This window comes from Phenylobacterium sp., from assembly GCF_004799395.1.
GTDB lineage: Bacteria > Pseudomonadota > Alphaproteobacteria > Caulobacterales > Caulobacteraceae > Phenylobacterium.
This window is the reverse complement of record NZ_SSMZ01000336.1, coordinates 1-23,866: the sequence shown is the minus strand read 5'-3', so window position 1 is coordinate 23,866 and position 23,866 is coordinate 1. Positions and strand designations below refer to the sequence as shown.

The 23,866-nt window shown below is 66.6% G+C and carries 22 protein-coding genes; 18 read left to right on the top strand and 4 right to left on the bottom strand.

Going from position 1 to position 23,866, the window contains the following annotated elements:
• From E8A12_RS21815 to E8A12_RS21790, 6 genes are all read left to right on the top strand, one after another.
• Nucleotides 1-640 (top strand): MFS transporter (locus E8A12_RS21815; protein WP_293372823.1); only part of this gene is annotated, 640 nt, incomplete at its 5' end.
• Nucleotides 641-656: 16 nt separating this feature from the next.
• A complete protein-coding gene (locus tag E8A12_RS21810) occupies nt 657-1,415 on the top strand; it encodes an N-acyl homoserine lactonase family protein (protein ID WP_293372821.1) in 759 nt (252 codons plus the stop codon).
• A 63-nt stretch (nt 1,416-1,478) separates the two neighbouring features.
• A complete protein-coding gene (locus E8A12_RS21805) occupies nt 1,479-2,495 on the top strand; it encodes an NAD(P)-dependent alcohol dehydrogenase (RefSeq protein WP_293372819.1) in 1,017 nt (338 codons plus the stop codon).
• Between the two features lie 36 nt (nt 2,496-2,531).
• A complete protein-coding gene (locus E8A12_RS21800; RefSeq protein ID WP_293372817.1) occupies nt 2,532-3,065 on the top strand; it encodes a VOC family protein in 534 nt (177 codons plus the stop codon).
• Between the two features lies 1 nt (nt 3,066).
• On the top strand, nt 3,067-3,708 hold the full coding sequence (locus E8A12_RS21795) for a carboxymuconolactone decarboxylase family protein (RefSeq protein ID WP_293372815.1): 642 nt from the start codon (nt 3,067-3,069) through the stop codon (nt 3,706-3,708).
• Between the two features lie 164 nt (nt 3,709-3,872).
• Nucleotides 3,873-5,390: a calcium-binding protein gene (locus tag E8A12_RS21790; protein ID WP_293372814.1), complete on the top strand. Its 1,518-nt coding sequence runs from the start codon at nt 3,873-3,875 to the stop codon at nt 5,388-5,390.
• Nucleotides 5,391-5,801: 411 nt separating this feature from the next.
• On the opposite strand, the gene E8A12_RS21785 is transcribed toward E8A12_RS21790, so the two are convergent.
• Complete coding sequence (locus E8A12_RS21785) at nt 5,802-6,740, bottom strand: hypothetical protein (RefSeq protein WP_293372813.1); 939 nt, start codon at nt 6,738-6,740, stop codon at nt 5,802-5,804.
• Between the two features lie 600 nt (nt 6,741-7,340).
• On the opposite strand from E8A12_RS21785, the gene E8A12_RS21780 reads away from it, so the two are divergent.
• The 9 genes from E8A12_RS21780 (at nt 7,341) to E8A12_RS21740 (ending at nt 14,024) form a co-directional block, all read left to right on the top strand.
• Nucleotides 7,341-7,511 (top strand): GlsB/YeaQ/YmgE family stress response membrane protein, encoded by a 171-nt coding sequence (locus E8A12_RS21780; protein ID WP_293372811.1) that lies wholly within the window; start codon nt 7,341-7,343, stop codon nt 7,509-7,511.
• A 170-nt stretch (nt 7,512-7,681) separates the two neighbouring features.
• Nucleotides 7,682-8,431: a PEPxxWA-CTERM sorting domain-containing protein gene (locus tag E8A12_RS21775; RefSeq protein WP_293372809.1), complete on the top strand. Its 750-nt coding sequence runs from the start codon at nt 7,682-7,684 to the stop codon at nt 8,429-8,431.
• Nucleotides 8,432-8,541: 110 nt separating this feature from the next.
• Nucleotides 8,542-9,198, top strand: a complete 657-nt coding sequence (locus E8A12_RS21770; protein WP_293372807.1) for a sugar transferase — start codon at nt 8,542-8,544, stop codon at nt 9,196-9,198.
• 414 nt (nt 9,199-9,612) lie between these two features.
• A complete protein-coding gene (locus tag E8A12_RS21765) occupies nt 9,613-9,864 on the top strand; it encodes a DUF1778 domain-containing protein (RefSeq protein WP_293372805.1) in 252 nt (83 codons plus the stop codon).
• 4 nt (nt 9,865-9,868) lie between these two features.
• Entirely contained in the window at nt 9,869-10,399 is a 531-nt protein-coding gene (locus tag E8A12_RS21760) for a GNAT family N-acetyltransferase (RefSeq protein ID WP_293372803.1), read from the top strand.
• 443 nt (nt 10,400-10,842) lie between these two features.
• Entirely contained in the window at nt 10,843-11,559 is a 717-nt protein-coding gene (locus E8A12_RS21755; RefSeq protein WP_293372801.1) for a PEPxxWA-CTERM sorting domain-containing protein, read from the top strand.
• Nucleotides 11,560-11,875: 316 nt separating this feature from the next.
• Nucleotides 11,876-12,088, top strand: coding sequence for a hypothetical protein (locus tag E8A12_RS21750; RefSeq protein ID WP_293372799.1), 213 nt, complete (start codon nt 11,876-11,878; stop codon nt 12,086-12,088).
• 158 nt (nt 12,089-12,246) lie between these two features.
• Nucleotides 12,247-12,804, top strand: coding sequence for a DUF1003 domain-containing protein (locus E8A12_RS21745; protein ID WP_293372797.1), 558 nt, complete (start codon nt 12,247-12,249; stop codon nt 12,802-12,804).
• Nucleotides 12,801-14,024 (top strand): potassium channel family protein, encoded by a 1,224-nt coding sequence (locus tag E8A12_RS21740; protein ID WP_293372795.1) that lies wholly within the window; start codon nt 12,801-12,803, stop codon nt 14,022-14,024. Before E8A12_RS21745 ends, E8A12_RS21740 begins: the two co-directional genes overlap by 4 nt.
• On the opposite strand, the gene cysN is transcribed toward E8A12_RS21740, so the two are convergent.
• The 3 genes from cysN to E8A12_RS21725 form a co-directional block, all read right to left on the bottom strand.
• Complete coding sequence (cysN, locus tag E8A12_RS21735; RefSeq protein ID WP_293372793.1) at nt 14,021-15,913, bottom strand: sulfate adenylyltransferase subunit CysN; 1,893 nt, start codon at nt 15,911-15,913, stop codon at nt 14,021-14,023. The two genes, E8A12_RS21740 and cysN, sit on opposite strands and share 4 nt — an antisense overlap.
• Complete coding sequence (cysD, locus tag E8A12_RS21730) at nt 15,913-16,863, bottom strand: sulfate adenylyltransferase subunit CysD (protein ID WP_293372791.1); 951 nt, start codon at nt 16,861-16,863, stop codon at nt 15,913-15,915. Before cysD ends, cysN begins: the two co-directional genes overlap by 1 nt.
• Nucleotides 16,864-16,998: 135 nt before the next feature.
• Nucleotides 16,999-18,591: a hypothetical protein gene (locus E8A12_RS21725; RefSeq protein ID WP_293372789.1), complete on the bottom strand. Its 1,593-nt coding sequence runs from the start codon at nt 18,589-18,591 to the stop codon at nt 16,999-17,001.
• Between the two features lie 259 nt (nt 18,592-18,850).
• Between E8A12_RS21725 and E8A12_RS21720 the strand changes: the two genes are divergently transcribed.
• The 3 genes from E8A12_RS21720 to rfbB all read left to right on the top strand — a co-directional run.
• A complete protein-coding gene (locus E8A12_RS21720; RefSeq protein ID WP_293372787.1) occupies nt 18,851-21,244 on the top strand; it encodes a glycosyltransferase in 2,394 nt (797 codons plus the stop codon).
• A gap of 185 nt (nt 21,245-21,429) precedes the next feature.
• Entirely contained in the window at nt 21,430-22,731 is a 1,302-nt protein-coding gene (locus E8A12_RS21715; RefSeq protein ID WP_293372785.1) for an MFS transporter, read from the top strand.
• 132 nt (nt 22,732-22,863) lie between these two features.
• Nucleotides 22,864-23,866, top strand: a 1,003-nt coding sequence (gene rfbB, locus E8A12_RS21710; protein ID WP_293372783.1) for a dTDP-glucose 4,6-dehydratase, incomplete at its 3' end; no start/stop codon positions are given.

The following is a 23,866-nucleotide window of genomic DNA, read 5'->3' as shown; positions in this document are numbered from 1 at the left end:
GCTGCCGCCCGATCCGGTGCAGGAGGAAGGCCACGTCGCCGATCTCTCCGACCGGATGGCGGGCCTCTCGGGCCTGCTGCGCGATCCGGCGTTCATGACCGCGGTGGTGTCGGCGGGGCTGATCCAGTCAGCGCATGCCTTCTACTACGCCTTCTCGACGCTCGCCTGGAAGCGTCAGGGCATCGGCGAGGACCTGACCGGCGTGCTCTGGGCGGTGGGCGTCTCGGCGGAGATCGTCTTCATGTGGTTCCTGGAGCCGTGGCGCCGGCGGATGGGACCGCGCAACCTTCTGACCCTGGGCGCGGCGGCGGCGATCGTGCGCTGGGGCGCGCTGGCCGTCTCTCCGCCGCTCTGGCTCCTGTTCCCGCTGCAGACGCTGCACGCGTTGAGCTATGCGGCGACCTTCTTCGCCTCGCTGCTCCTGGTGGAGCGGCTGTCGACGCCGCGCAACGCCTCGGCCGCCCAGGCGCTGAACTCGGCGCTGTCCGGAGGCGTGCTGTCGGGCCTGGCGACCATGGCCTCGGGACCGCTGTTCGACCGCTTCGGGGCGAAGGGCTATCTGTTGATGGCGGCGATGTGCGCCCTGGGGCTCATCGGGGCTTTGCGCCTTTATGGCCTGCGCCGGCTCGACCCGGCCTGAGCGAGGAGGGCGTTTCATGCGGTTGTTTGGATGCGTCTGCGGCCAGTTCCACTCGACGGCCGCCGGCATGGGCATGAAGGGCGGCGATCGTCGGATCGCAGCGCCGGTGCCGTTCTACGTGATCGAGCATGCCGATGGCGTGGCCCTATTCGACTGTGGCCTGCACACCGATCTCGCCGACGCGGAAGACCCCTATCGGCAGGTCCTGCAGAGCCAAGGCGAGGACGTGACCTTCGCTGCGGATGAGACCGTCACGGCGCACCTGGAGCGACTGGATATCGATCCCGCGCGGGTCCGCTATGTGGTGCTGTCGCACCTGCATTTCGACCACTCCGGGGGACTGCACCAGATCCCGAACGCGACCCTGGTGGTGCAGCGGCGCGAGTGGGAGGCGGGCTTCGACCGGGATATCGCGGCGCGTTATTTCCTGCGCCGGCGCTATTTCGACCTCGGCCACGAGGTCCAGCTGGTCGACGGCGAGCACGACCTGTTCGGCGATGGCTCGGCGGTTTGCATCCCCAGCTTCGGCCATACGCCCGGTCATCAGTCGTTGCGGGTCAGGAACGCCCAGGGCGACCACATCCTGGTCGCGGATGCCTGCTACAACGGCGAGGTGGTGGAGACCCGCGCCTTTCCGTCCTTCGCCAAGGCCGAGGCGATGAACGCCTCGCTCGACCGGCTGCTGGCGATGCGCGAGCCCGACACCACCCTGATCTTCGGCCACGATCCCGACCAGTGGGGCGAGGCGGCCCTGCTGCCCAGCGCGCGGGCCTGACGCGGCGACAGCCTTGCGTCCGCCGCCGCGGCGGCAAAGATGCGGGCCCATCGGAGGTCCGTCATGCGTGCGCTGAGTGTCCAAGCCCCCTGGGGCCTCGACGAGATCAAGGTCGTCGAGGCGCCCGATCCCGTTCCCGGTCACGGCGAGGTGCTGGTGCGAATGCGCGCGGTCTCGTTGAACTACCGCGACCTCCTGATGGTCGGCGGCATGTACGGCCGCATGCCGGCGACGTCCGGCGCGATCACTCCTTTTTCCGACGGTTGCGGGATCGTCGAGGCGGTGGGGCCGGGCGTCACGCGGGTCCAGCCTGGCGACCGGGTGGCCACGATGTTCTTCCAGAACTGGATTTCCGGCCCGCCAACGGCGACGAAGCTGATGTCCTCACTGGGCTCGCCGATCCCCGGCGCAGGACGTGAGCTCGGCGTGTTCAGCCAGGACGGGCTGTCCAAGGTCCCGGCGTTCCTCAGCGACCAGCAAGTCGCCACCCTGCCGTGCGCGGCGCTGACGGCCTGGCGGGCGCTGTTCGAGGACGCCGACCTTCGCCCCGGCGACACCGTCGTCCTGCAGGGCACGGGCGGGGTCTCGATCTTCGGCCTGCAGTTCGCCCATGCCGCGGGCCTGCGCACCCTGATCACCTCGTCTTCGGATGAGAAGCTGGCCCGCGCCAAGGCGATGGGCGCCGACCATGTCACCAACTATCGCTCAGAGCCCGAGTGGTCGCAGGCCGTGCGCGCGGCGACCGGCGGGACCGGCGCGGACCTGATCATCGAGGTGGGCGGAGGCGGCACCATCGAGCAGAGCATGAAGGCCATCCGGATCGGCGGCCATATCGCCATCGTCGGCGTGGTCGCAGGGCTGGGCTCGGGCTTCAACACCGCGGCCCTGATCGGCAATTCCGCCAGGCTACAGGGCCTGTCCGTCGGCTCGCGCGACATGTTCGAGGCCATGTGCCGGTTGATCGAGCTGCATCGCATCGCCCCGGTGGTCGACAAGGTGTTCCCCTGGACCGACGCCCGCGCCGCCTTCGCCGCCATGCAGGGCGGCGAGCATTTCGGGAAGATCGTGCTGGAATTCTGATCCGGGCGTAGGCTCGGCCAAAAGATGGAGGACGCCATGAAGACCAAGGGCATCAACCACCTGGCGCTGGTCTGCCGGGACATGGCCGAGACGGTGGAGTTCTATACGAAGGCGCTCGGGATGCCGCTGGTGAAGACCGTGGCCCTGCCGGACGGCGGCCAACACTTCTTCTTCGACTGCGGCGGCGGTTCATTGCTCGCCTTCTTCTGGTGGCCAGACGCTCCGCCCGCCGCGCCGGGCATAGCCTCGGTGAAGGATTTCCCGGTCGAGCCGCGCTCGGCGGTGGGGTCGATGAACCATGTGGCCTTCGACATGGACGAGGCCGAACTGGAGGCCTCGATCGGGCGCCTGCAGGCCGCGGGCGTGCACGTCTCTGTGCCCGTGGTGGTCAATCACGACGACAGCGCGATGGGCGTGGCGCGCGAGATGCACGAGGGCGTCTGGGTGCGGTCCGTCTACTTCCGCGATCCCAACGGCGTCATGCTGGAGTTCGCCGCCACCCTGCGGGACTTCCGGCCGGAAGATGTGGCCCACACGCCGGGGCGCGCCGTCGAAGCTGCGGACGCCTGACGTGCCGCGCCTGAGGCAGGTCCCCCGCGCCGAGGCGACCTCGGAGGTGGTGCTGAAGACCTACGACCTCCTGTTCGGCGACCGCGATCCGGTGGCCGAACCGGGCACCACCACCGGCACGACCGGCGACTGGTGGACCGTCTTCGCCCTGGTGCCGGATATTCTGGAGCACGCCAACCGCGGGTTCGCCCTCTACCGCAGCCCCAAGCGCAAGCTGAATCCGGTGCTGAGGGAACTCGCCCAGACCCGCGTCGGCTGGGCCAAGTCGAGCCAGTTCGTCTATTCCCAGCACTGCAAATCCTTGCGGGGATTGCACGTGGCCGAAGAGAAGATCGCCGCCATCCCGCACTGGCAGGTGGCCGGCTGCTTCGACGAGCAGGAGCGCGCCGTCCTGGCCTACGCCGACTGCCTGGCGCTGCAGGCCGGGCGGACGCCAGACGCGGTGTTCGCGGCCCTGAAGAGCTTCCTCTCCGATGAGGAGATCCTGGAACTCACCTACATCGCCTGCCTCTACGACATGCACGCCGTGATGAGCCGTGCGCTCAGGACCGAATTCGACGACCGGGACGACCCGATGGTCGAGGTGGCGGCCCCGGCGGATTTCAGCGGTCAGGACTTCCTGGACATCGGCCGGCGCGGCTGAGTCTCGCGAAGACGCGGACGCATCGTTACTGACAGGCTTAATGAACAGTTGAAGTAATGATTTGGAAACCTGCGGCATATTGGTAAACGCGGGATTCAGTACGTAGATTGACCACGGTTTAATCTCGATGTGTGCAGGTCTCTCCCTAGTCCGGGAGATAGTAAATGACCATCGGTACTGTGAATGCGGCCTTTCCGGCCGGCACAGACATGGACCAGATCGACGTCGGCTTGATCGCCATCGGCGTCCCCAGCGCTGAGACCGCGACCGGGTTTACGGTCACCATCGGTTCGGAGCAGCTGGTGTTCGGCGGCGCCGGCCTGACCTTCGACGGCCAGGGCGTCGCGACGGGCGGGACGATCACCTCGATCCAGGACCTCTATCAGGGCGCGGTGAACTTCAACCTGAGCGGTGTTTCGGTGTCGGCCGCCTCGGTGGAAAGCTGGGCGGCGAGCGACGACAACGCCTCGCTGATGAACGCGGTCTTCGGCGGCGCCGATACCATCACCGGCGGTCCGCTGGGCGACCTGCTGCGCGGCTACGGCGGCAACGACTCGATCTCCGGCGGCGCGGGCGACGACACCCTGGACGGCGGGACCGGCGACGACACGATCAACGGCGGACCCGGCCAGGACGTGATCACCACGGGCGGCGGTCATGACGTGATCATCATCGGCCATGGAGAATCGGCGCCTACGGCGAGCGGTGCGGACGTCATCACCGACTGGGCCTCCACCGACACCCTGACCTTCGCCCACGGCCCGACAGGCGCGTCGGACTTGGTCGAGACGACGGCCGCCAACTTCACCGCCGCCGCCACCACCGCCAATGGCCTGATCACGGCCGGAACGGCTGATGTGGTGGCCGTCGCGGTCGGTTCGGAGGTGATCGTGTTCGCCGACAGCGGCAACGACAACGGCGTCGACGATGCGGTGATCCTGCAGGGGCGCGGGCTGAGCGACATCAGCATCAACAACTTCACCTTGAGCCCGGCGTCGCCGACGGGCGGCACGGCTGGCGCGCCGTCGGGGGTCGCAACCGCCGGGCAGGTCCTCTTCGCAACAAGCACCGCGACCAATGTCCAGGGCGGGTCCGGCGGCGATACGATCACCGGCGCCTCGACGTCGGACTATCTGCGCGGCAATGACGGCAATGATTCGATCCAGGGTGGCGCGGCCTTCGACGACATCAACGGCAACAAGGGCAACGACACCATCGACGGCGGGTCCGGCGGCAGCGACTGGCTGGTGGGCGGCCAGGGCGACGACGTGATCACGGCCCACCACGGGCAGAACCTGATCCTTGGCAACCTCGGCAATGACACCCTGCACGGCGGCGACGGCGGCGATGTGCTGCGTGGCGGCCAGGGCGACGACTCGATCCAGGGCGGCGCCGGCAACGACTATATTTCCGGAGACCTGGGCAACGACACCGTCAGCGGCGGCGGCGGGGCGGACATCTTCCACGGCTCGGTGAGCATGGGGGTCGAGCACGTTCTGGACTTCTCCTACGCCCAGGGCGACCGGGTGGAGCTGGACCCCGGCACGGTCTACACGACCGCCCAGGTCGGGGCCGACACGGTCATCACCATGAGCAGCGGCGGCGAGATGGTGTTGGTGGGGACCACGCTTTCGAGCCTTTCCAGCGACTGGATCTTCGAAGGCACGCTCTCGCACCTCTAACGCCTCCCGACGCTCCGCCTGCAGCCACGCCGGCCGGCGCCGGTGCAATCTCAAAGGGTTTCAACAGCGGTCAGGGCTACCGGCTAGCGGCGGCGAGAAGGCCGAGGAGCCATCAGCGCGCTGAGGCGTTGCTCCATCCATGCTGAATTCCCGCAGGTTTGTGGACTTGGCCGCCAAGGCCGACAGGAACGCCATGGAAGCGCTCGATCCTGCGTTGCAAGAGGTCTTCCGCGAAATGGCTGCGCAGTGGCGCGTCGTGGCTCATGTCACGGCCCGCACTGAAACCGGTCGTCCGGTCCCGGCGAGACTCCGTTGAGCCCGACGTCTTTCGCTGTCGTCCGGCTAAAGCCAGGGCGCGCGCAAGCGCATTGAGCTTCCCCGCGGATTGGGTGTCACATTACTGCGGCGGCTCTAATCGACGCCGAGGCCTGCTTCCGCCCGCAAGTCGCGGATTCGTTCTCGATAGAGCCTCTCGACGGCGCCGTGTGAACGCCGTGCTGCGGCCTCGCGTGCATTCAGCCAATCCACCTGTTCGGTCCACAGGAGATCGGCTGGGGCGCCGGCGGCGGTTGCCTGTGTGTAGGCAAGGACCATTTGTCGGTCGGCCTCCACGAGTCCCGGATCCTCGCAGACCACATCCTGCGCCGGAGAAACCGGTCGGCCGCAATTGAGCGGCGCGGGGAGGCGAGCCCTGACCCTTTGCGGCTCGTCTGCGGCTTGCGCCCAAGGGGCTGCGCGCGCGACCGGCTCGGGAAGTGAAGCGTCGGGGGGCGCGCGCGTCTGGGCGACAACAACGTCGGACGGAGTCGAGAATTGAGGACGTTGGCGCGCGTCGTCCGAAGCGGCCGATGTCGGAGGCGTTGTCGGCGATGCGGCCATTCCTGAAACGGCGGCGCCTGCGGTGTGTCGCATTGCGTCTGCCACGGGACGAAGCGTTTCCAGGCGAAGGCTTTGAAGATTGGACGTCGCCTCGACCGGCGCCAACGGGCTGGACGGAACCGCTTGCGAAACCTGGATATGGACCTTCGGCGCGCCAGCGTCGATGGGCGGGTTGAGGTGTAGCGAGCGGCCAGAAAGGGACGGGTAAAGCACGGCGATGCCGGCGACGGCTACGCCGGACGCCGCAAGCGCAGCTATGATCGCGGCAGGTCGGCGTTTGGGCTTCGGGACCTCGGGTTCCGCTGGGCTGGTCTGTTCAGTGTCCCCGTGGTGCGGGGCGTCCTCCTCGTCAAACATGACGTCATGGGCGAAGTCAGGCTCGTCGAAAAACGACCGGCGCGGCGTGTCATCCGCGTAAGTCCGGAACCCCACAAATGACTCCTGCTGATCCATGTCACGCTCGTCGAACATCCAACTTCGACGGTTAAAGGCGCAACGCCCCCAGTCCGTTGCGTTCGCGTGGAGTTTGAACCGTCCCGGGTCGCGCGAGGCCACGGCTTGGCCAACCTCGTCCGTATAAAGATGAAGCGGCGCCGGGTCGGCGCGAACGCCACCGCCGCGGTGAAGGCATGCGCCATGCCCTCGAATTGCGCGCCGCCGATAGCGGCAAGCCTCCCCGCGTACCGACTCAAATTGTCTTAGCCAGACATCGCGGGTTGCCTCTCGGGGCGAGCGGCGGTCGGTTGCTCTCGCCCCAGCACCTTGCTGTCTCTCTTGAGAATAAATTCGCCATTCGGAAGCAATTCTCTGGCAATAGACAGTGCCTGATTGTCGTCATCGGCCAAGAACGACGCGTATTCCCGAGATTGGTAACGCTCTATCACGAATAGAGAGTAATCGCGCATTCCGAACGTCCCCGGTGTCAGGCGGATTAAGGTCTCGGATCAAACACGCCGTCGCCACAGTTTGTTCCGGCCGTAACTCGGGACGGTCGCTTTTCCATCCCCGGAACCCTCTCGAAGCCGGTTGTGATTTTGGGCTCCTGCGACCGCGCAGGGTCGCGGCCTCGTCATGGACCTGCCGCTGGGCGTCGTCGGGGCCTTCGTCGGCGGCTATGTGTTCACGCGCTTGGGCGCAGCCGGCGTGACCGGCCTCAATCTCTATTCGATGCTCGTGGCGGCCGTGGGCGCGGCGTGGGTGTTGATCGTCTACCCCCTCGTCGCCGGACGTCGCACCCACTGACCTCACGAAGTCCGCCAGTGCGGCGTCTCGGACCCGCGCCTTTTGGGCGGTCTGCCTTGGCGGACTGACCCTCCTGCAGGGGCGCAGTGCCGAGGCGCAAACTGCATCCGGAACAAAACATGGCGGCTTCGTGTTCAGCGGCTCGGGGACATTTACTGGAGGCTATTACCTTGAAAATTCTGACCATGGCCGCCGCCGCGGCGCTTTCGTTTGCGGCGCTGGCGACCCAGGCGCAGGCGTCGACCGTCATCGCCACGACGACCACCCTTGGGGGGTCGAATTTCACCTTCACCAACAACGGCGCGGGCGACACCGGCTCTGGCGGCACGCTCGCCGGCTCGGGGGCCACGGACTTCAGCTTCGAGAACCTGGGCCCGGCCTATAACGGCGTGACGTTCGTGCCGGCGACCTTCAGCTTCACCGGGACGGCCACCAATTCCCCGGCGACCTTCTCCGGGTCGCCCAACCAGCTTTGGACGCAGACCGGTCTGGACGGCACATTCAGCTACACCTTCTCCGGGACCACCGGCACGGTGATCGGCGGGAATACCCTGACCAATGGCGAGAACCTTCTCAGCGGCACGTTCACCAATGCCTGGATCCAGGGCAATGGGGGGTCCGGGTCGACCAACCTGTCGATCAGCAACGGCGGGGCGATGTCGTTCACGTCTGCGGTCGATCCCGCGCTCAATGCGGCGATCAACCCGGAATTCGCCTACACCTTGCTGGACGTGACGCCGAACTTTGGGAGCACCGGCTCCGGCGCGGCCCTGCTGTCGTTCACCGGCAAGGGCGACGGCGAATTCGACATCAATCTCGGGGTTCCCGAACCCGCCTCCTGGAGCCTGATGATCCTTGGCTTCGGTGGGCTCGGCGCCGTGATCCGCAAGCGCCGCCAGGCCAGCCTCCTGGCCGCATAGCGATCGGGCAAGCGTGGTCACGCCCAATCGCGGTCTCGCGGTTGGGCGTGTCTGCCAAAGACCTCGCGCCAGCGTGAGGTCGCCATCAGAACCTTTCGTAGAGCGCCATTGTGTCCATCACCGAGAGCCTTTCACTCGGCGTGACGTCGTCGCGGGCCCGCGACAGGCTTGCCGTCGCCGCCAGCCGGCGTAAACGCGCCTTCGACATCACGGTCGCAGCCTTGGCCCTGGGGTTCCTCCTGCCGTTCCTGCTGCTCTTGTGGGCCGTGATCCGGCTGGACTCGCCAGGCCCCGCGCTCTTCCGCCAGCGACGGACAGGCTTGAACGGCCAGCCGTTCGACATCCTCAAATTCCGCACGATGCGCGCAAGCGCCGAGCCGGCCACGGTCCAGCAGGCCTGTCGTGGAGACGCACGTGTCACGAGGGTCGGGCGCGTGCTCCGCAAGCTCAGCCTGGACGAACTGCCACAGCTGATGAACATCCTGCGCGGTGAGATGTCCCTGGTCGGGCCTCGTCCTCACGCGCTGGCGCATGACACGGCCTGGTCTGAACTCGTGCCGACCTACAACCATCGGTTTCGCGCAAAACCCGGACTTACCGGCGAAGCCCAGGTGGACGGTCTGCGCGGCGAGATCTCAAGCGCGGACCTGTTGATCGCCAGGATCGAAGCCGACAACCGCTACATCGACCATTGGTCGTTCGCCAGGGATCTGGCCATCGTCCTGCGAACCGCGCCGCTGCTCCTGGGGGATCGCTCCGCCTTCTAGACGCTAGCGCGGCGAGCGCCACCGCTGGGCGACACGACATGGGCCCATCACGACCGTCCCTGATGGCCGCAAGCTGGAAGATGGTGGAGGACTATCGCTATTCGACCGTCAACTCGAGCTGTGTCGCTCGGTCGGAAGCCGCGGCCGCCGTGATGTACAGCTTCGAGTGGTCCGGAACTGTTCGAGGCGAAAGGGTCGGCGGGAGCGGCCGGGGCTCGCGGGTCCTGACCAACGACGGCATGGCTCCAAGGCAAGGCGAGCGAGGCGAATACTCCTCTACAGAGTGATGCTCTTGGTGCTACCGGATCGTATTGACAACGTCATGACAATATCTATCTTGCGCCGAGGAGTTCCGTCATGCCCGCCGCCGTTCGCCAACCCTCTTCTGCGCCTCGTAGTCCTCGCAAGGATGACGTGATCCAGATTCGGGCCTCAGCTGAAACCAAGGCGATCTTGAGCCGGGCTGCGGCGCTTCGCGGTCAGAAGCTCTCGGAATTCATGCTCGATAGCGCGCGACGACAAGCGGAAGACGCCCTTCTGGATCAGCGGGTCTTCACCCTCGACGCCAAGGCCTATGACGCCTTCCTGGCGCTGCTCAATGCTCCAACGAAACCGAAGACGCGGTTGGTCGAGTTGATGAGCCGCAAGGCCCCCTGGGAATCCTGAGGCGTTGCCTGCGCCAGAGGTTCTCCCGCCCGAGCCGCTTGGCCCGCAGCATCAGCTCGATGCGTTCCGCAATGGTCGTCACCCGTCGCTCGACGAATGGCTCAGAGGGCGCGCGCAGCTGAGCGAAGGCCTTTCAGCGCGCACCTATGTGATTTGTGCGGCGCTGGCGGCAAACGTCGTCGTTGGCTACTATGCAATCTCCACGGCCGCGGCGCACCGAGCCGCCCTACCGAGCGCGAAGTTGCGTAAGGGCGCGCCGCAAGAGGTCCCACTTCTGTTGATCGGTCGCCTCGCGATCGACGCCGCCTTCCAAGGCCGGGGCCTTGGCGCCGCGCTACTGGCGGACGCCCTGCGTCGTTGTGCTGCCGCCTCTACGATCGCCGGCGTCCGAGGCGTCCTGGTCCATGCGATCGACGACGAGGCGGCCGGGTTCTATCAGCACTTTGGCTTCAGGAGAGCGCCGCCGCTGGGCGAGCGGACGCTTCTGTTGCCTGTCGAAATGCTCCGCGAAGCCATCGCAGCGTCGGAGGCATAGTTCGGGTAGCCATGTACGGCCTGGCGTCGTTGGAACGGGCGCAACAGCCTGACTTTCCATCGCGCTAGGCGCCGAAAACCGTCCAGACATGCGCGCGAGCCTCGGCAACCTGCCGTTCGGAGGCGGCCGTGACCCCGCACGCTCCGCAAACGCAGCCCGGTCGGGGCCATAGTGTCCTGCCGCGCCAACGTCTCCATCCACGCCAACATCACCAGTTGTGCATTCGCAAGCGCGCCTCGCCTCTGTGGGGAAACCGCTTTTTCCAAGTCGGCAAGGCCTATAGCCAGAATCCTCAAACGCTCCAGCTGTCGGCGCACAGGGCTTAAGGTCGTATCATGTCGCTTCGCTCCACCCTTGCGTCCCTGCTCGCCGCCGCCGTGACGCTTGGCGCTTCAGCCGCGTCCGCGGCCGTCTATTCGGAAGACTTCAATGCGGCGGGTTTCGTGGGCTCCAGCCTCGGCCTTACCGGCGCCGGCGCGACGAGCGATCACTGGGCCAACACCGACTATTTCACCATCAACAATTATGACGGCTGGACCTTCGCTGGCGGGGCCTACTTGGCCCAGAACAGCGGGACCACGGACGGTGCGCTGCTGCTCAACGAAAACGGCGGCGTGGCGACCACGCTGATTGGCCTGACCGCTGGGCAGACCTACACGCTCAGCCTGCTGCTTTGGGGCGATAACGAACCCGGCCAGGCCTATGTGTTCAACGCTTCCGTCGAGGGCGCGCAACTTCTCTCGGCGTCCGGCATCGACGGCGCTCCAGGGAGCAATCCAGGCACGACCTACGCCTTCAATTTCACGCCGACGGGAAATTCGGCGACCCTCGTCCTTTCGCAAGCGTCGCAGAGCCAGGCTTCGCCGATCATCGACAACATCTCGATCACCGAAGCGGCTGGCGGTGTGCCGGAACCGGCCAGCTGGGCGCTGATGTTTGCCGGCTTCGGCCTTGCCGGCGTCGCGCTGCGCCACCGCCAGACCTATCGCCTCGTGGAGATCGCGACCGACGGCGCGAGGTCCTCCGAAACCTTCCGTGCCGATGACGACCAGTGTGCGCTCGCTCAGGCGCTCGAAGTGGCCGAAGGGGTGGCTATGGAAGTTTGGCGGGACGATACCTTGGTCACGCGCTGTGACCTGTCTGGTCTCGCTGCGGCCTAACATTCGCGACAGCCGATTTATCGAGGCCGGCCGGTCTGTGGATCGGCGGCGTTGTCGTGCCTGGAGCCGATCTTCCGCGTCAACCCGTCGATCCGGTATCCTCGCTGCGGCCCCTGCGAGAGGTCCGTGTGAAGACGCGCTGGAGGCTGGTGCTGCTCGAAAGTTGGAGTCCAGGGGCGACGTAGGGCTGCGAGCAACGAGCGTCATTGTTTGAGGGCGAACGTTGCAAATGCCAAAGTTTTGCTTTCAACAACTGTCAGCGGAACGAAGTTAGCCTTCAGCGTTTATTGGACGTATGAAAAGTACTCGTGGCATAATGTTCTGGCGTTTAATTAAAGGTCTCTTTGGTCGCGGCAAGGTTGCGTCGAATTCGGTGGAGGCGGCGGCTGCCAAGAAAGCCGAGACTACGGCACATATCGACGCCCTGATGGCGCTGCCAATCCGGGAGCGACCGTCGGTCACATTGGTCGGCGACGAGGGCGTCAGCGGCTACAACCCGCCCCCACGACCACGCAAGGATGAGCCGTAGAGCCATGGCGGCCTTCCTTCATCGCTCGATCCTGGGGCGTCCTTTGCGTGCGTGGACACGCGGCGGACCGGGGCCAGGCTGAAGACCCAACGCGGTCCGCTGCGTTTGGAACCGTCCGACCAGGCATCATCTTAAGCGGGCGGCATCAGAGGTGATCCATGGCCATTCCAAAGCCTCCCATGACCCTCGAGGAGTTGAGGGCAAAGCACAAACCGTTGCGCGACTTCAATCAGAGGCGGTTGAAGTCCCTGAAGCCGATGGAAAGGCTCGCCGTCTGGATCACCATCCGGGTCGGGAGCATGGGCTTCTTTCTGCTGATCTTTGGGTGGACGGCGATCTGGCTCGGCTGGAACAGCCTTGCGCCAAAGGCCCTGCAATTCGATCCGCCGATGGCGTTCGTGCTGTGGCTCTTCATCTCCAATGTCATCCAGATTCTGCTGATGCCGCTGATCATGGTCGGCCAGACCGTTCAGGGGGCCGCGGCGGACGCGCGGGCGGACTACGATCTTAGGGTGAACGAAAAGGCCGAAGCCGAGATTGAGGTCATCCTGACCCACCTTGAATATCAGAACGAAATTCTCATGCAGATGATGCGCGACATGGGCGAGGACGTCAGCGACGCCCTGAAGTCAGCTCGCGGCGATGGCCCACCAAAGCGCCGGGCCAAACGCCGGGCTTCAACACGCGCCTCGAGGCCCGCAGGCAAGTCTTCGTGACGACCGCGCTTGCGCTATCGATTGGCATCGTCCTCGTCATCTGCGTCCTCCAGGACGCATTCGAGGTCATGCTGCTGCCGCGCCGGGTTCAACGGCGCTGGCGCTTCGTGCAGCTGTATTTCAAGGGCTTGTGGTGGGTTTGGTCAGCCTTCGGACGCCTGCGATCGGCGGGGGCTCGGCGCGAACGACTGCTGAGCATCTTCGGCCCGCTATCGATGGCGTTGCTGTTTGCGCTGTGGTCGGTGGTGATGGTCTTCGCCTTCGGGCTAATCCAGTGGGCCGCCCAACATCAGCAGGGGCATGCCCCGCCCGACCTGGGCGACCAGATCTATATGAGCGGCGTCACCTTCTTTACCCTTGGGTACGGCGACATCGTTCCGCACACCGGCCCGGCAAAAGTCGTAGCCGTGCTGGAGGCGGGCGCGGGATTTGGGTTGATCGCTGTCGTGATCGGCTACCTTCCGGTGCTCTACCAGCTCTTCTCCCGCAGGGAGGCGCACGTGCTGCAACTCGACGCCCGCGCCGGCTCGCCGCCAACCGCCATGACAATGCTCAAACGGCACGCCGAGAGCGGTGGCCTGGATCGGGTCGACGAGCTTTTGCGGGCGTGGGAGCTTTGGGGGGCGGACCTGCTGGAAAGCCATCTCTCCTATCCCATGCTGGCTTACTACCGTTCACAACATGACGATCAATCGTGGCTTGGCGCCCTGGTCGCCATCATGGACGTCTGTACGCTGGTGCTGATCGGGGTGGAGGATGTTCACCCCCTACAGGCGCGAATGACCTTCGCCATGGCGCGACATGTGTGCCTGGAAATGGCCCGTTCGCTTGGCGTCTCCAGCAGCCGCGCCACCGACTGCGACCGGTTGAGTCACCAGGATTTCGAAGCGTTGTTACAGGCCTTCAAGGAGGCCAATCTCCGTTGGAACGGAGGCGCCGAGGCTGAGCAGATCCTGTCGGCCATCCGCGCCACTTACGAGCCGGTCTGTGTCGCGTTGGGAAATTACCTCTTGATACCGCTTCCGGGTTGGATTCCTGCGGACAACAGTCCTGATCACTGGGACCGCGGGCCGCGCGGGATCATCGCCAGGCGTCTTTTGGATGGCCTGACCGGAGGCGCCATAACCGAACCCGTTGCAACAAGACGCAGCATCGTCGGCAGAGTGCGCGATCAGGTTCGGCCGGAAAGGGTGACGCCTCGCGATGGGGATGCGAGCTAATCCTCGCGTCCCAGCCAGTCGAAAATCGCCTCGGCGGCCTGCTCAGCGGTGAACTGGGTGGTGTCGATGCGGATCTCCGCGTTTTCGGGCGCCTCATAGGGGCTGTCGACGCCGGTGAAGTTCTTCAGCTCGCCGGCGCGGGCCTTGGCGTAGAGGCCCTTCACGTCGCGCTTCTCCGCGTCGGCGATCGGGGTGTCGATGAAGACCTCGACGAACTCTCCTTCGGCCATCAGCTCGCGCGCCATCCGCCGTTCGGCGCGGAACGGTGAGATGAAGCTCACCAGCACGATCAGGCCGGCGTCGACCATCAGCTTGGCGACCTCGGCGACGCGGCGGATGTTCTCGACCCGGTCGGCCTCGGTGAAGCCGAGGTCCTTGTTGAGCCCGTGGCGGACGTTGTCGCCGTCCAGCAGATAGGTGTGACGGCCCTCAGCCAGCAGGCGCCTTTCAACCAGGTTGGCGATGGTCGACTTGCCCGCGCCGGAGAGGCCCGTCAGCCAGACGACCTGCGCCTTCTGGCCCTTGGCGGCCGAGCGCGTCTGCTTGTCCACGTCCAGCGCCTGCCAGTGGATGTTCTGGCTGCGGCGCAGCGCAAAGTGCAGGAGCCCTGCGCCCACTGTGCGATTGGAGATCCGGTCGATGAGGATGAAGCCGCCGAGGTCGCGGTTTTCGGCATAGGGATCGAAGGCGACGGGTGCGTCCAGCGACAGGTTGCAGACCCCGATCTCGTTCAGCTCCAGTGTACGTGCGGCCAACTGCTCCAGGGTGTTGACGTTCACCTTGTACTTGGGCTCGGCCAGCTGGGCCGCGACCGTGCGGGTTCCGAGCTTCAGGAGGTACGGCCGGCCCGGCAGCATGGCCTCTTCGTCGAACCAGACGATGGTGGCCTCGAACTGGTCGGCGACGGCGGGCGGACTGGCGGCCTCCGCCAGAACGTCGCCGCGGCTGACGTCGATCTCGTCGGCGAGGGTCAGGGTCACCGACTGGCCGGCCACCGCCTCGGGAAGGTCGCCGGTGAAGGTGACGATGCGCGCCACCGTGCTCTCGCGGCCGGAGGGCAGGGCCTTGATCCGGTCGCCCGGCCGCACGACGCCGGAGGCGATCAGGCCGGAGAAGCCGCGGAAGTCGAGGTTGGGCCTGTTCACCCACTGGACCGGCATGCGGAACGGCTTGCCGCGCAGGTCGTCCTCGACCGGGGCGTCCTCCAGCCAGCGGAGCAGGGGTGGGCCTAGGTACCAGGGCGATTGCGCGCTGGCCTCGGTGATGTTGTCGCCCCTCAGGGCCGACATCGGGATGGCGGTGAAGCTCTTGATGCCGATCTGCTCGGCGAAGGCGCGGTAGTCGGCGACGATCTCGTCGAAGCGGTCCTGGCTCCAGTCCACCAGGTCCATCTTGTTGATCGCCAGAACCACGTGCCGGATGCCCAGGAGACTGACCAGATAGGAATGTCGCCGGGTCTGAGTGAGCACCCCTTTGCGCGCGTCGATCAGGATCACGGCTGCGTCGGCGGTCGAGGCGCCTGTCACCATGTTGCGGGTGTACTGCTCGTGCCCGGGGGTGTCTGCGACGATGAACTTTCGCCGGTCGGTGGAGAAGAAGCGGTAGGCGACGTCGATGGTGATGCCCTGCTCACGCTCGGCGGCCAGGCCGTCCACCAGCAGGGCGAAGTCGATCTCTCCGCCCTGGGTGCCGACCTTCTTTGAGTCGGCCTCCAGCGCCGCCAGCTGGTCCTCGAAGATCATCTTGGAGTCGTAGAGCAGGCGGCCGATCAGGGTCGACTTGCCGTCGTCCACCGAGCCGCAGGTCAGGAAGCGCAGCAGGCTCTTGTGCTGGTGCGCGTCGAGATAGGCCTCGATGTCCTCGGCAATGAGGCTCGACGGGTGGGCCATCAGAAATAGCCCTCCTGCTTCTTCTTCTCCATGGAGGCGGCCTGGTCGTGGTCGATGACCCGGCCCTGGCGTTCGCTGGTGGTGGCCAGCAGCATCTCCTGGATGATCTCCGGCAGGGTCGCCGCGGTGCTTTCGATCGCGCCGGTCAGCGGATAGTCGCCCTGGGTGCGGAAGCGGATCGAGCGCAGCTGCGGGACCTCGCCCGGCAGCAGGCGCATGCGGTCGTCATCGACCATGATCAGGTTGCCGTCGCGCTCCACCACCGGCCGCTCGCCGGCGAAGTAGAGGGGCACGATGGGGATGTCCTCCAGGTAGATGTATTGCCAGATGTCGAGCTCGGTCCAGTTGGAGATCGGGAAGGCCCGGAAGGTCTCTCCGGGACCTTTGCGGGTGTTGTAGAGCCGCCAGAGTTCCGGCCGTTGGATCTTGGGATCCCAGCGGTGCTGCGCCGAGCGGAACGAGAGGATCCGCTCCTTGGCGCGGGACTTCTCCTCGTCGCGCCGGCCACCGCCAAAGGCCGCGTCGAAGCCATGTTTGTCGATCGCCTGCTTCAGGCCCTCGGTCTTCCACATGTCAGTGTGCAGCGAGCCGTGGTCGAAGGGATTGATGCCGCGCGCCAGGGCCTCGGGGTTCTGGTGGACGATCAGGTCCATGCCGCTTTCGCGAGCCATGCGTTCGCGCATCTCGTACATCGCCCGGAACTTCCAGGTCGTGTCGACGTGCAGCATCGGAAAGGGGGGCTTGGCCGGATAGAAGGCCTTCTGGGCGAGCCGCAGCATCACCGCGGAGTCCTTGCCGATGGAATAGAGCATCACCGGGCGCTCGCACTCGGCGACCACCTCGCGGAAGATGTGGATGCTCTCGGCCTCCAGGCGCTGCAGGTGGGTGAGCATGGGGGCGGAGAGCGCGCTCCTGATGGCTGCGGGGTCGGGCGCGACGCGGGCGTCCATCAGCGGACCTTACAACAAAGATGACGAAAGCCGCCCATAACCCGACGGTCGCCGAGGGACTTAGAGGCGCGCGGGCGCCCCGACAAGCTGGACGGCCCGCAGGAATTCTTCAGGCGGCGCCAGGGGAGGTGGCGCTCAGCCGAAAAGGTCGGTGTCGGTGATCGCCGCACGGCCATAGAGCTGGTCGACGCTCAGCCGGTCCATCAGCACCATCATCTTCGTCGCGATTTCCACCTGGTTGGCCATCACCCGGGGGCTCAGCTTGTGGATGACGCCCATCGGGTCGGCGCGGAAGAAATATTGCGGCGCCCCCATCAGCCCGAGGCCCGGAAGGCCCGCGGCGCGCGGCGCACCGCCTTCGCCCGGCGCGAAGCCGCTCTCGACCAGGGCTGAGCGGGAATATTTGGGATTTTCACCGGCGGTGGCGGCGTGGAAGATGCGGTTCATGGCCGGGGCGTCGGTGGCGGTCGGCAGCCACATCTCCGGCGCCGGCAAGCCGGTCGGGGCCCACTTCATGTCGGCCGCGCTCCATTCCATGGCCGCCATCTGCTCCAGCGACAGGTGCCCGACGATCTTCTTCACGATTTCAGGATGCTGGTTCATGAAGCCGCGCGTTCCGGCGGGCTTGCCCGAGCCGGTTTCCTTGTCGGCGACGGCGCCGGCGGCGTAGTGGCCCGTGGGCAGGCAGCAGACGAGGGTGCGCCTGCGTCGTGAGCGGGGCAGTCGGGCGGCGTAGGTCGCCAGCGCAAGGACGCCGAGGCCGCCGTTCTCGTTGCATTCGTTGGGGCCGTCCGTCTGGGTGGTCAGCAGCACCACCTCGTCAGAGGCGCCGGGCAGGGTGGCGACAACGGTGTCGGCGCGGGCGTCCGGCGTCAGCGTGGCGTCGCAGCGTAGGGTCAGGCTGGCCTGGCCAGACACCCGCGCCAGATAGCGGCTGTCCTCGGCGCCGACCCAGAGCGCGGGCGTCTTGCGGTGCTTGTCGCTGAACGGCAGCCAGTTGAAGCGCGCCGCCTCGTTGGAGACGTCGGTGTAGCAGAGCACCAGGGCCTGGCACTTGTCCTCGACCGCCTCCATGGAGGGCCGCCCGCCCTGGCTCGCGGGATTGGGGCCGTTGTAGGCGGCCGGCAAGGGGTCGGGGAAGGTCCCGGGGAACAGCTTGGGGAAACCGCGGGCGCCGCCGTTGGCGAGCGGCATGTCGACCACCACGATCGACCGGGCGAGTTCGGCGGGCGGTGTCCTGGCGACCAGGGCCTTCACGGCGTCGTCGCCGACGCCGGCATAGAGCACCCGGCCGGTCACCGGGCCCTTGCCGCGGGTCGTCGCCGCGAACGGATAGTAGGCCACCACATCGAGGGTCTTCGGCGGCTTGCCGTCCTCGGTGACAGTAATCGCGCAGTCGCGGGCCAGGTCGCATTCCCAGGCCATCAGCCGGTACTTGTCGATCTGGACCTGGAATTCGAGATCGGTGAACTGCCGCGCCAGGAAGTCCTCGAACCGGCGGGCCTGTGGCGTGCCGGTGAAGCGGATCGGCCCGAAGCTGTGAAGTCGCCACAACCAGTGGCTGAGCGCTTCCGGCGAAGGGACCAGGCTCGGCTCGAAACCCGCCACCTGGCGCCCGCCAGCCGCCGCACGAGCCAGGACCGGCCACGCGCCCAGCCCCGCCGCGGCGACGCCCGCGCCCAACACCGCGCGCCGCGAGGCGTCAGCGTCCGTAAGGTCCCGTCCCATATCCCGCTCCCAGCCCCCTATTGTTGGCCAGACTGTGCCGGTTTGTGGGGCAGGGGCCTAGCCGCCCGGACTCACACCACTGTGATCCTTGTTTGCCGTCGAGCCCCTAAGCTATGGAAGGGCGTCCCGCTGGCGAGACCTGCAGGGCGGGTGGCCGACTGAACCCAATGTTCACGCCCTGTTGGTCAATCTTCGGCGGCCTCCGCCGATGAGCGTATGAGGTTCGACCCGATGTCACCGGCGCCGCGGATTTTGTAGAATGAGAATTCTTTATAGTTTTCCGCATGATATAGGCGCCCCGGGCATCGGGACGACCGCGGTCAACCAGGTCGTCGGCCTGCTTCAGCGGGGCCATGACGTGACCGTCATGGCGACCAGCGCGCGCAACAAGTCCTACGATCTGCCGAAGATCATCACCACCATGATGGCCGGCGGCGTACGGGTGCCGCACCGCGTGATCGGCATGGACAACGCCATGGCCTACCACGACCTGCGGGTCGCGGCGCACCTGCGGCGCAACGCCCAAGCGTTCGACGTCGTGCACAGCTGGCCGGGCGGGACGTTTCACACCGCCAAGGCGGCGGCGGCGATCGGTGTTCCGTGCCTGCGCGAAGTGCCCAACACCCACACCGCCAACGCCTACGATGTGGTCGGCCGCCTCTGCGCCGAGCTTGGGATCGAGCTCAAGCGCAACAATTCCCACCGGTTGAACGTGGGCCGGCTCGCCAAGGAGCAGGCCGAATATGACGCCGCGTTCCGGCTGCTGGTCCCCTCGGACCATGTGGCGGGCACCTTTTTGGCGCGCGGTGTGTCGGCGGAAAAGCTGCTTCGTCACCAATATGGATTCGACCCGAAGACCTTCGCGCCAGGGCCCGAAACGCCGCCGGGGCCGTTGCGTGCTGTGTTCTTGGGCGGCGTCGGTCCGCGCAAAGGGCTGCATATCGCGCTGGAGGCCTGGCGTCGCTCATCGGCCAGCCGCACGGGCCGATTTTCGGTCTATGGCCGGATCGAGGAGGGGTACGAGCCGATCATCGCGCCCTTCCTGAGCGAGCCGAGCCTGGCGATGCACGAATTCACCGCCGACGCGCCAGGCGTGCTGCGGGCGAACGACGTCCTGGTGCTGCCCTCGTTCGAGGAGGGCAGCGCCCTGGTCAGCTATGAGGCGCAAGGCTGCGGGGTCGTGCCGCTGGTGTCGGACGCGGTCGGCGCAATGTGCGTCGATCAGGTGACCGGTCTCGTGCACCGGGTGGGCGACGTCGACGCCCTGGCCGGGCATCTGACCCTGCTCGACGAGCATCCCGAGGCGCTGCGGCGCCTTCGCCAGGCGGTCCTGCGCGACCGGATGAAGCTGACCTGGGGCGCAGCGGCGGAGCGGCTGGAGACCTGCTACGGCGAGGCGCGTGAAGCGCTGGCGGCGAAGGGCGCGAGCCACGCCCGTTCGGCGCAGGCTCCGATCGCCACGGAGGAGTCCCGGGCAGGGAAAGGCAAGGCCCGCAAGGCGGCCGTGGCGCCGCGCGACGTGGTCTTCACCTTCTGGCACGAAACCTGGACGGACTCGCGCCGGCGCCAATACATGACCCCAGACCGCTTGGTGGCGACGCTCCTGAAGCATGAGGACGTGCGCGGCCTGCTTCTGGCCGATCCGTTCCGCATGGGGCCGACGCAATTCCTTCGCAGGCTGCAGGGTCGACGGCCGGAGCCGCTTCCCGATCGGCCCTATCCGACCGGCGTCGTCTCGCCATTCCGGTTGCGGCGGCAGGACGGGATCGGTGAGGGGACCCTGCGACAATCCTACGTGGACTACGACGCCCGCGTTCGGCAGTCGGCTAAAGACCTGGGACTGCGCGAGCCCGCGATCATCACCACCAATCCGTTCTATGCCGCCTACGGCGCGCTCGATTGGGCGGGGCCTGTGACCTACTACGCCTTCGACGACTGGGCGGCCTATGACGGCCACACCCGCTGGTGGCCCGACTACGTGCACGCCTATTCCGAGATCCGCCGGCGCGGGCATCGGGTCTGCGCGGTGTCGCAGCATCTCCTGGACATCCTCAACCCGACGGGCCGGGGCCTGGTGGTGCCGAACGGCGTTGTGCCCGAGGAGTGGCAGGCGCCGTGGAGCGTGCCGGACTGGTTCCACGGGCTGCCGGGCCCCACAATCCTTTATACGGGTGCGATCCACAGCCGGCTGGACCTGGCGGCGGTTCGCCAGGTGGCCCAGAAGTACCCGCAAGGCACGCTGCTCTTTGTCGGTCCGGTGGCCCATCCCGAGGTGGCTCAAAGGCTGAGCCAGATCCCCGGCGTCCAGGTCCGTGACCCGGTCTCACGCCATCTGATCGCGGGTCTCACCCGCAGCGTCGACGTCTGCATCATGCCGCACCTGCGCAACCCGCTCACGGAGTCGATGAGCCCGCTGAAGGTCTATGAGTACTGTGCGGCGGGCCGGCCGGTCGCCACCACCGACATCGCACCCGTGCGCGGCATCCACAGCCATGTGGTGCTGGTGCCCGAGGGCGGCGCGTTCGCCGAGGGCGTCGAAAAGGCGCTGGCGATCGGCCCGATGAAGGAGGCCGAGCGCCAGGCCTTCATTCGCGCCAACTCCTGGCGCGGCCGTCACGACGCCATCCTGGGCCTGGCGCTGCCGGACGCCTGACGCGCCGGAGGCCCGAGGGTCCGCCGGTGAGCGGGCTCGGCGTCGCCGCCATGTTTCGCCGCCGTCACAGCTCCGCGCTTGGCGACCCTCGGGGCCCTGTGCAACATGGACCCTAGGGAAACGTACCGAGTTTTGGAGCCAGAATGCTGGCGCGGGACGTCTCAAAAACTCTGGGGGGTCTCTCGATGACAGCTGCTGCGACGACCGCGCCGAAAGCCGGGACGGCTTATCGTTATCTGGTCGTTGGCCTGCTGGCCGTCGTCTACACCTTCAACTTCATGGATCGGCAGATCATGTCGACCCTGGCCGAGCCGATCCGCAAGGACCTGGGCCTGAGCGACACCGCGCTGGGAGCCCTCGGCGGCCTGACCTTCGCGCTCTTCTACACAACCTTCGGCATTCCGGTGGCCTGGCTGTCGGATCGCTTCAAGCGGGTCTGGATCATGGCGGCGGCCTGCGGAATCTGGAGCCTGTTCACCGCCGGCTGCGGCCTGGCCACCAGCTTCACCCAGCTGGCGCTGTCGCGGATCATGGTGGGAGCCGGCGAGGCGGGCGGTTCGCCACCCTCCTATTCGCTGATCTCCGATTATTTCCCGGCCAAGGAGCGCGGCACCGGCCTGGCGATCTATTCCCTGGGCGTGCCATTGGGCTCGATGATGGGGGTGATCCTGGGAGGCGGGGTCGCGGCCGCACACGGCTGGCGCGTGGCCTTCTTCGCGGTCGGTCTGCCAGGGCTGGTCCTGGCGCTCCTCATGCTGTTGATCGTGCGCGAACCGAAACGCGGCGGGCTGGACGAGATGGCCCTTGGCGCCGACGCCCACGCTCCGGCGCCGCCGGCCGCCGAGGTGATCGGGGCTTTCTTCGCCAACCGGACCCTGGCCTGCGTGGCCATCGCCTGCGGCCTGTCAGCCTTCGCCGGCTATGCGATGCTCAACTGGAACGTCCCCCTGCTGATGCGGGTGAAGGGCGCGTCGCTGAAGGAGGTCTCGGCCTATTATGGCTGGGTCATCGGGGGCACCGGCGTGGTCGGCACGTTCGCCGCGGGATGGCTTGCCGACAAGCTGGGCCATCGCGACCGGCGCTGGTACGCCTGGATCCCGGTGATCGCCTTCACCCTCAGCCTGCCCGCGCTGGCCGGACTGATCTGGGCGCCGACCTGGCAGATCGCGCTGATGTTCATAGCGGTCCCCGCCTTGCTCAATAACATGTACCTCGCGCCCGCCCTGGCGGTGGTTCAGAACGCCGTGCCGCCTGGGCAGCGGACCATGGCCGGCGCCATCCTGCTGTTCGTGCTGAACCTGGTGGGCCTGGGCGGCGGCCCGATTTTCCTGGGCCGGATCAGTGATATGGCCAAGCCGCACTATGGCGACCATTCGCTGCTGGTCGGCTATGCAGCCCTGGCGCCGGTGATTGTCATCGCCATCATCGCCCACCTGGTCGCGGCCGGCTCAATCGCCCGTGACAAGCGCCTGGCTGCGGCGATCTGAGCCTGACTGAAGGCGCGCTTGCCCCGGTGCAAGGGGTTGAGCGTGTGCGGTATCGCTGTAAGACGACACTCATATTTCGGGTGTACCCAAAGCTGGGCCGCCTGGGGCGTCGTTGATCTTAAGAAAGACCGCATGAAGATCCTGGTTACTGGCGGAGCGGGGTTCATCGGGTCGGCCGTGGTGCGGCGCGCGATCGCCGACGGCCACCAGGTTGTGAATCTGGACAAGCTGACCTACTCGGCGAACCTCGAGAACGTCGCCAGCGTGGCCAAGAGCCCGGGCTACGCCTTCGAGCAGGCGGACATCTGCGACGAGGCCGCGGTGCGCGCAATCTTCGCCCGCCACAAGCCCGACGCGGTGATGCACCTGGCGGCCGAGAGCCACAACGACCGCGCCATCGAGGGCCCGCTGGATTTCGTGCGCACCAATGTGATGGGAACGGCCGTCCTGCTGGAGGCCGCCCGGGCGCACTGGAATGGGCTGCCGGATGACAAGAAAGCGGCGTTCCGCTTCCACCACGTGTCGACCGACGAGGTGTTCGGGGCGCTGGGCGAGGACGGCGAGTTCACCGAAGCCACGCCTTACGATCCCAATTCGCCCTATTCGTCGAGCAAGGCCGGCGCCGACCACCTGGCCCGCGCCTGGCACCGCACCTATGGAATGCCGGTGGTGCTGACCAACTGCTCGAACAACTACGGTCCGTTCCAATTCCCCGAGAAGCTGATCCCGACGGTGATCACGCGCGCGCTGGAGGGCAAGTCGATCCCGGTCTATGGCGATGGGCGCCAGGTGCGAGACTGGCTGCACGTGGACGACCACGCCGAGGCCCTGTTGCTGGTGATCCAGAAGGGCCGCCTGGGCGAGACCTATTGCATCGGCGGCGACGCCACCAAGCGCAACATCGAGGTGATCCGGATGCTGTGCGAGCACCTGGACGGCATGGCGCCGGCCAACACCCCGCATGCCGACAAGATCGCCTTCGTCACCGACCGCCCGGGCCATGACTTCCGCTACGCCATCGACGCCTCCAAGCTGGAAGCCGAGCTGGGGTGGAAGCCGCGCATGCCGCTGCTGGCCGGGCTGGAAGACACAGTGCGCTGGTATGTCGACAACAGCGACTGGGTCGAGGGCATCC

What these genes read in the sequence shown, in the direction of transcription:
- E8A12_RS21725 (WP_293372789.1), bottom strand. Translation starts at nt 18,591, where the DNA reads ATGGGACGGGACCTTACGGACGCTGACGCCTCGCGGCGCGCGGTGTTG.
- E8A12_RS21800 (WP_293372817.1), top strand. Translation starts at nt 2,532, where the DNA reads ATGAAGACCAAGGGCATCAACCACCTGGCGCTGGTCTGCCGGGACATG.
- E8A12_RS21780 (WP_293372811.1), top strand. Translation starts at nt 7,341, where the DNA reads ATGGACCTGCCGCTGGGCGTCGTCGGGGCCTTCGTCGGCGGCTATGTG.
- cysD (WP_293372791.1), bottom strand. Translation starts at nt 16,863, where the DNA reads ATGGACGCCCGCGTCGCGCCCGACCCCGCAGCCATCAGGAGCGCGCTC.
- E8A12_RS21745 (WP_293372797.1), top strand. Translation starts at nt 12,247, where the DNA reads ATGGCCATTCCAAAGCCTCCCATGACCCTCGAGGAGTTGAGGGCAAAG.
- E8A12_RS21810 (WP_293372821.1), top strand. Translation starts at nt 657, where the DNA reads ATGCGGTTGTTTGGATGCGTCTGCGGCCAGTTCCACTCGACGGCCGCC.
- E8A12_RS21715 (WP_293372785.1), top strand. Translation starts at nt 21,430, where the DNA reads ATGACAGCTGCTGCGACGACCGCGCCGAAAGCCGGGACGGCTTATCGT.
- E8A12_RS21785 (WP_293372813.1), bottom strand. Translation starts at nt 6,740, where the DNA reads ATGTTCGACGAGCGTGACATGGATCAGCAGGAGTCATTTGTGGGGTTC.
- E8A12_RS21790 (WP_293372814.1), top strand. Translation starts at nt 3,873, where the DNA reads ATGACCATCGGTACTGTGAATGCGGCCTTTCCGGCCGGCACAGACATG.
- E8A12_RS21750 (WP_293372799.1), top strand. Translation starts at nt 11,876, where the DNA reads ATGTTCTGGCGTTTAATTAAAGGTCTCTTTGGTCGCGGCAAGGTTGCG.
- E8A12_RS21805 (WP_293372819.1), top strand. Translation starts at nt 1,479, where the DNA reads ATGCGTGCGCTGAGTGTCCAAGCCCCCTGGGGCCTCGACGAGATCAAG.
- E8A12_RS21720 (WP_293372787.1), top strand. Translation starts at nt 18,851, where the DNA reads ATGAGAATTCTTTATAGTTTTCCGCATGATATAGGCGCCCCGGGCATC.
- cysN (WP_293372793.1), bottom strand. Translation starts at nt 15,913, where the DNA reads ATGGCCCACCCGTCGAGCCTCATTGCCGAGGACATCGAGGCCTATCTC.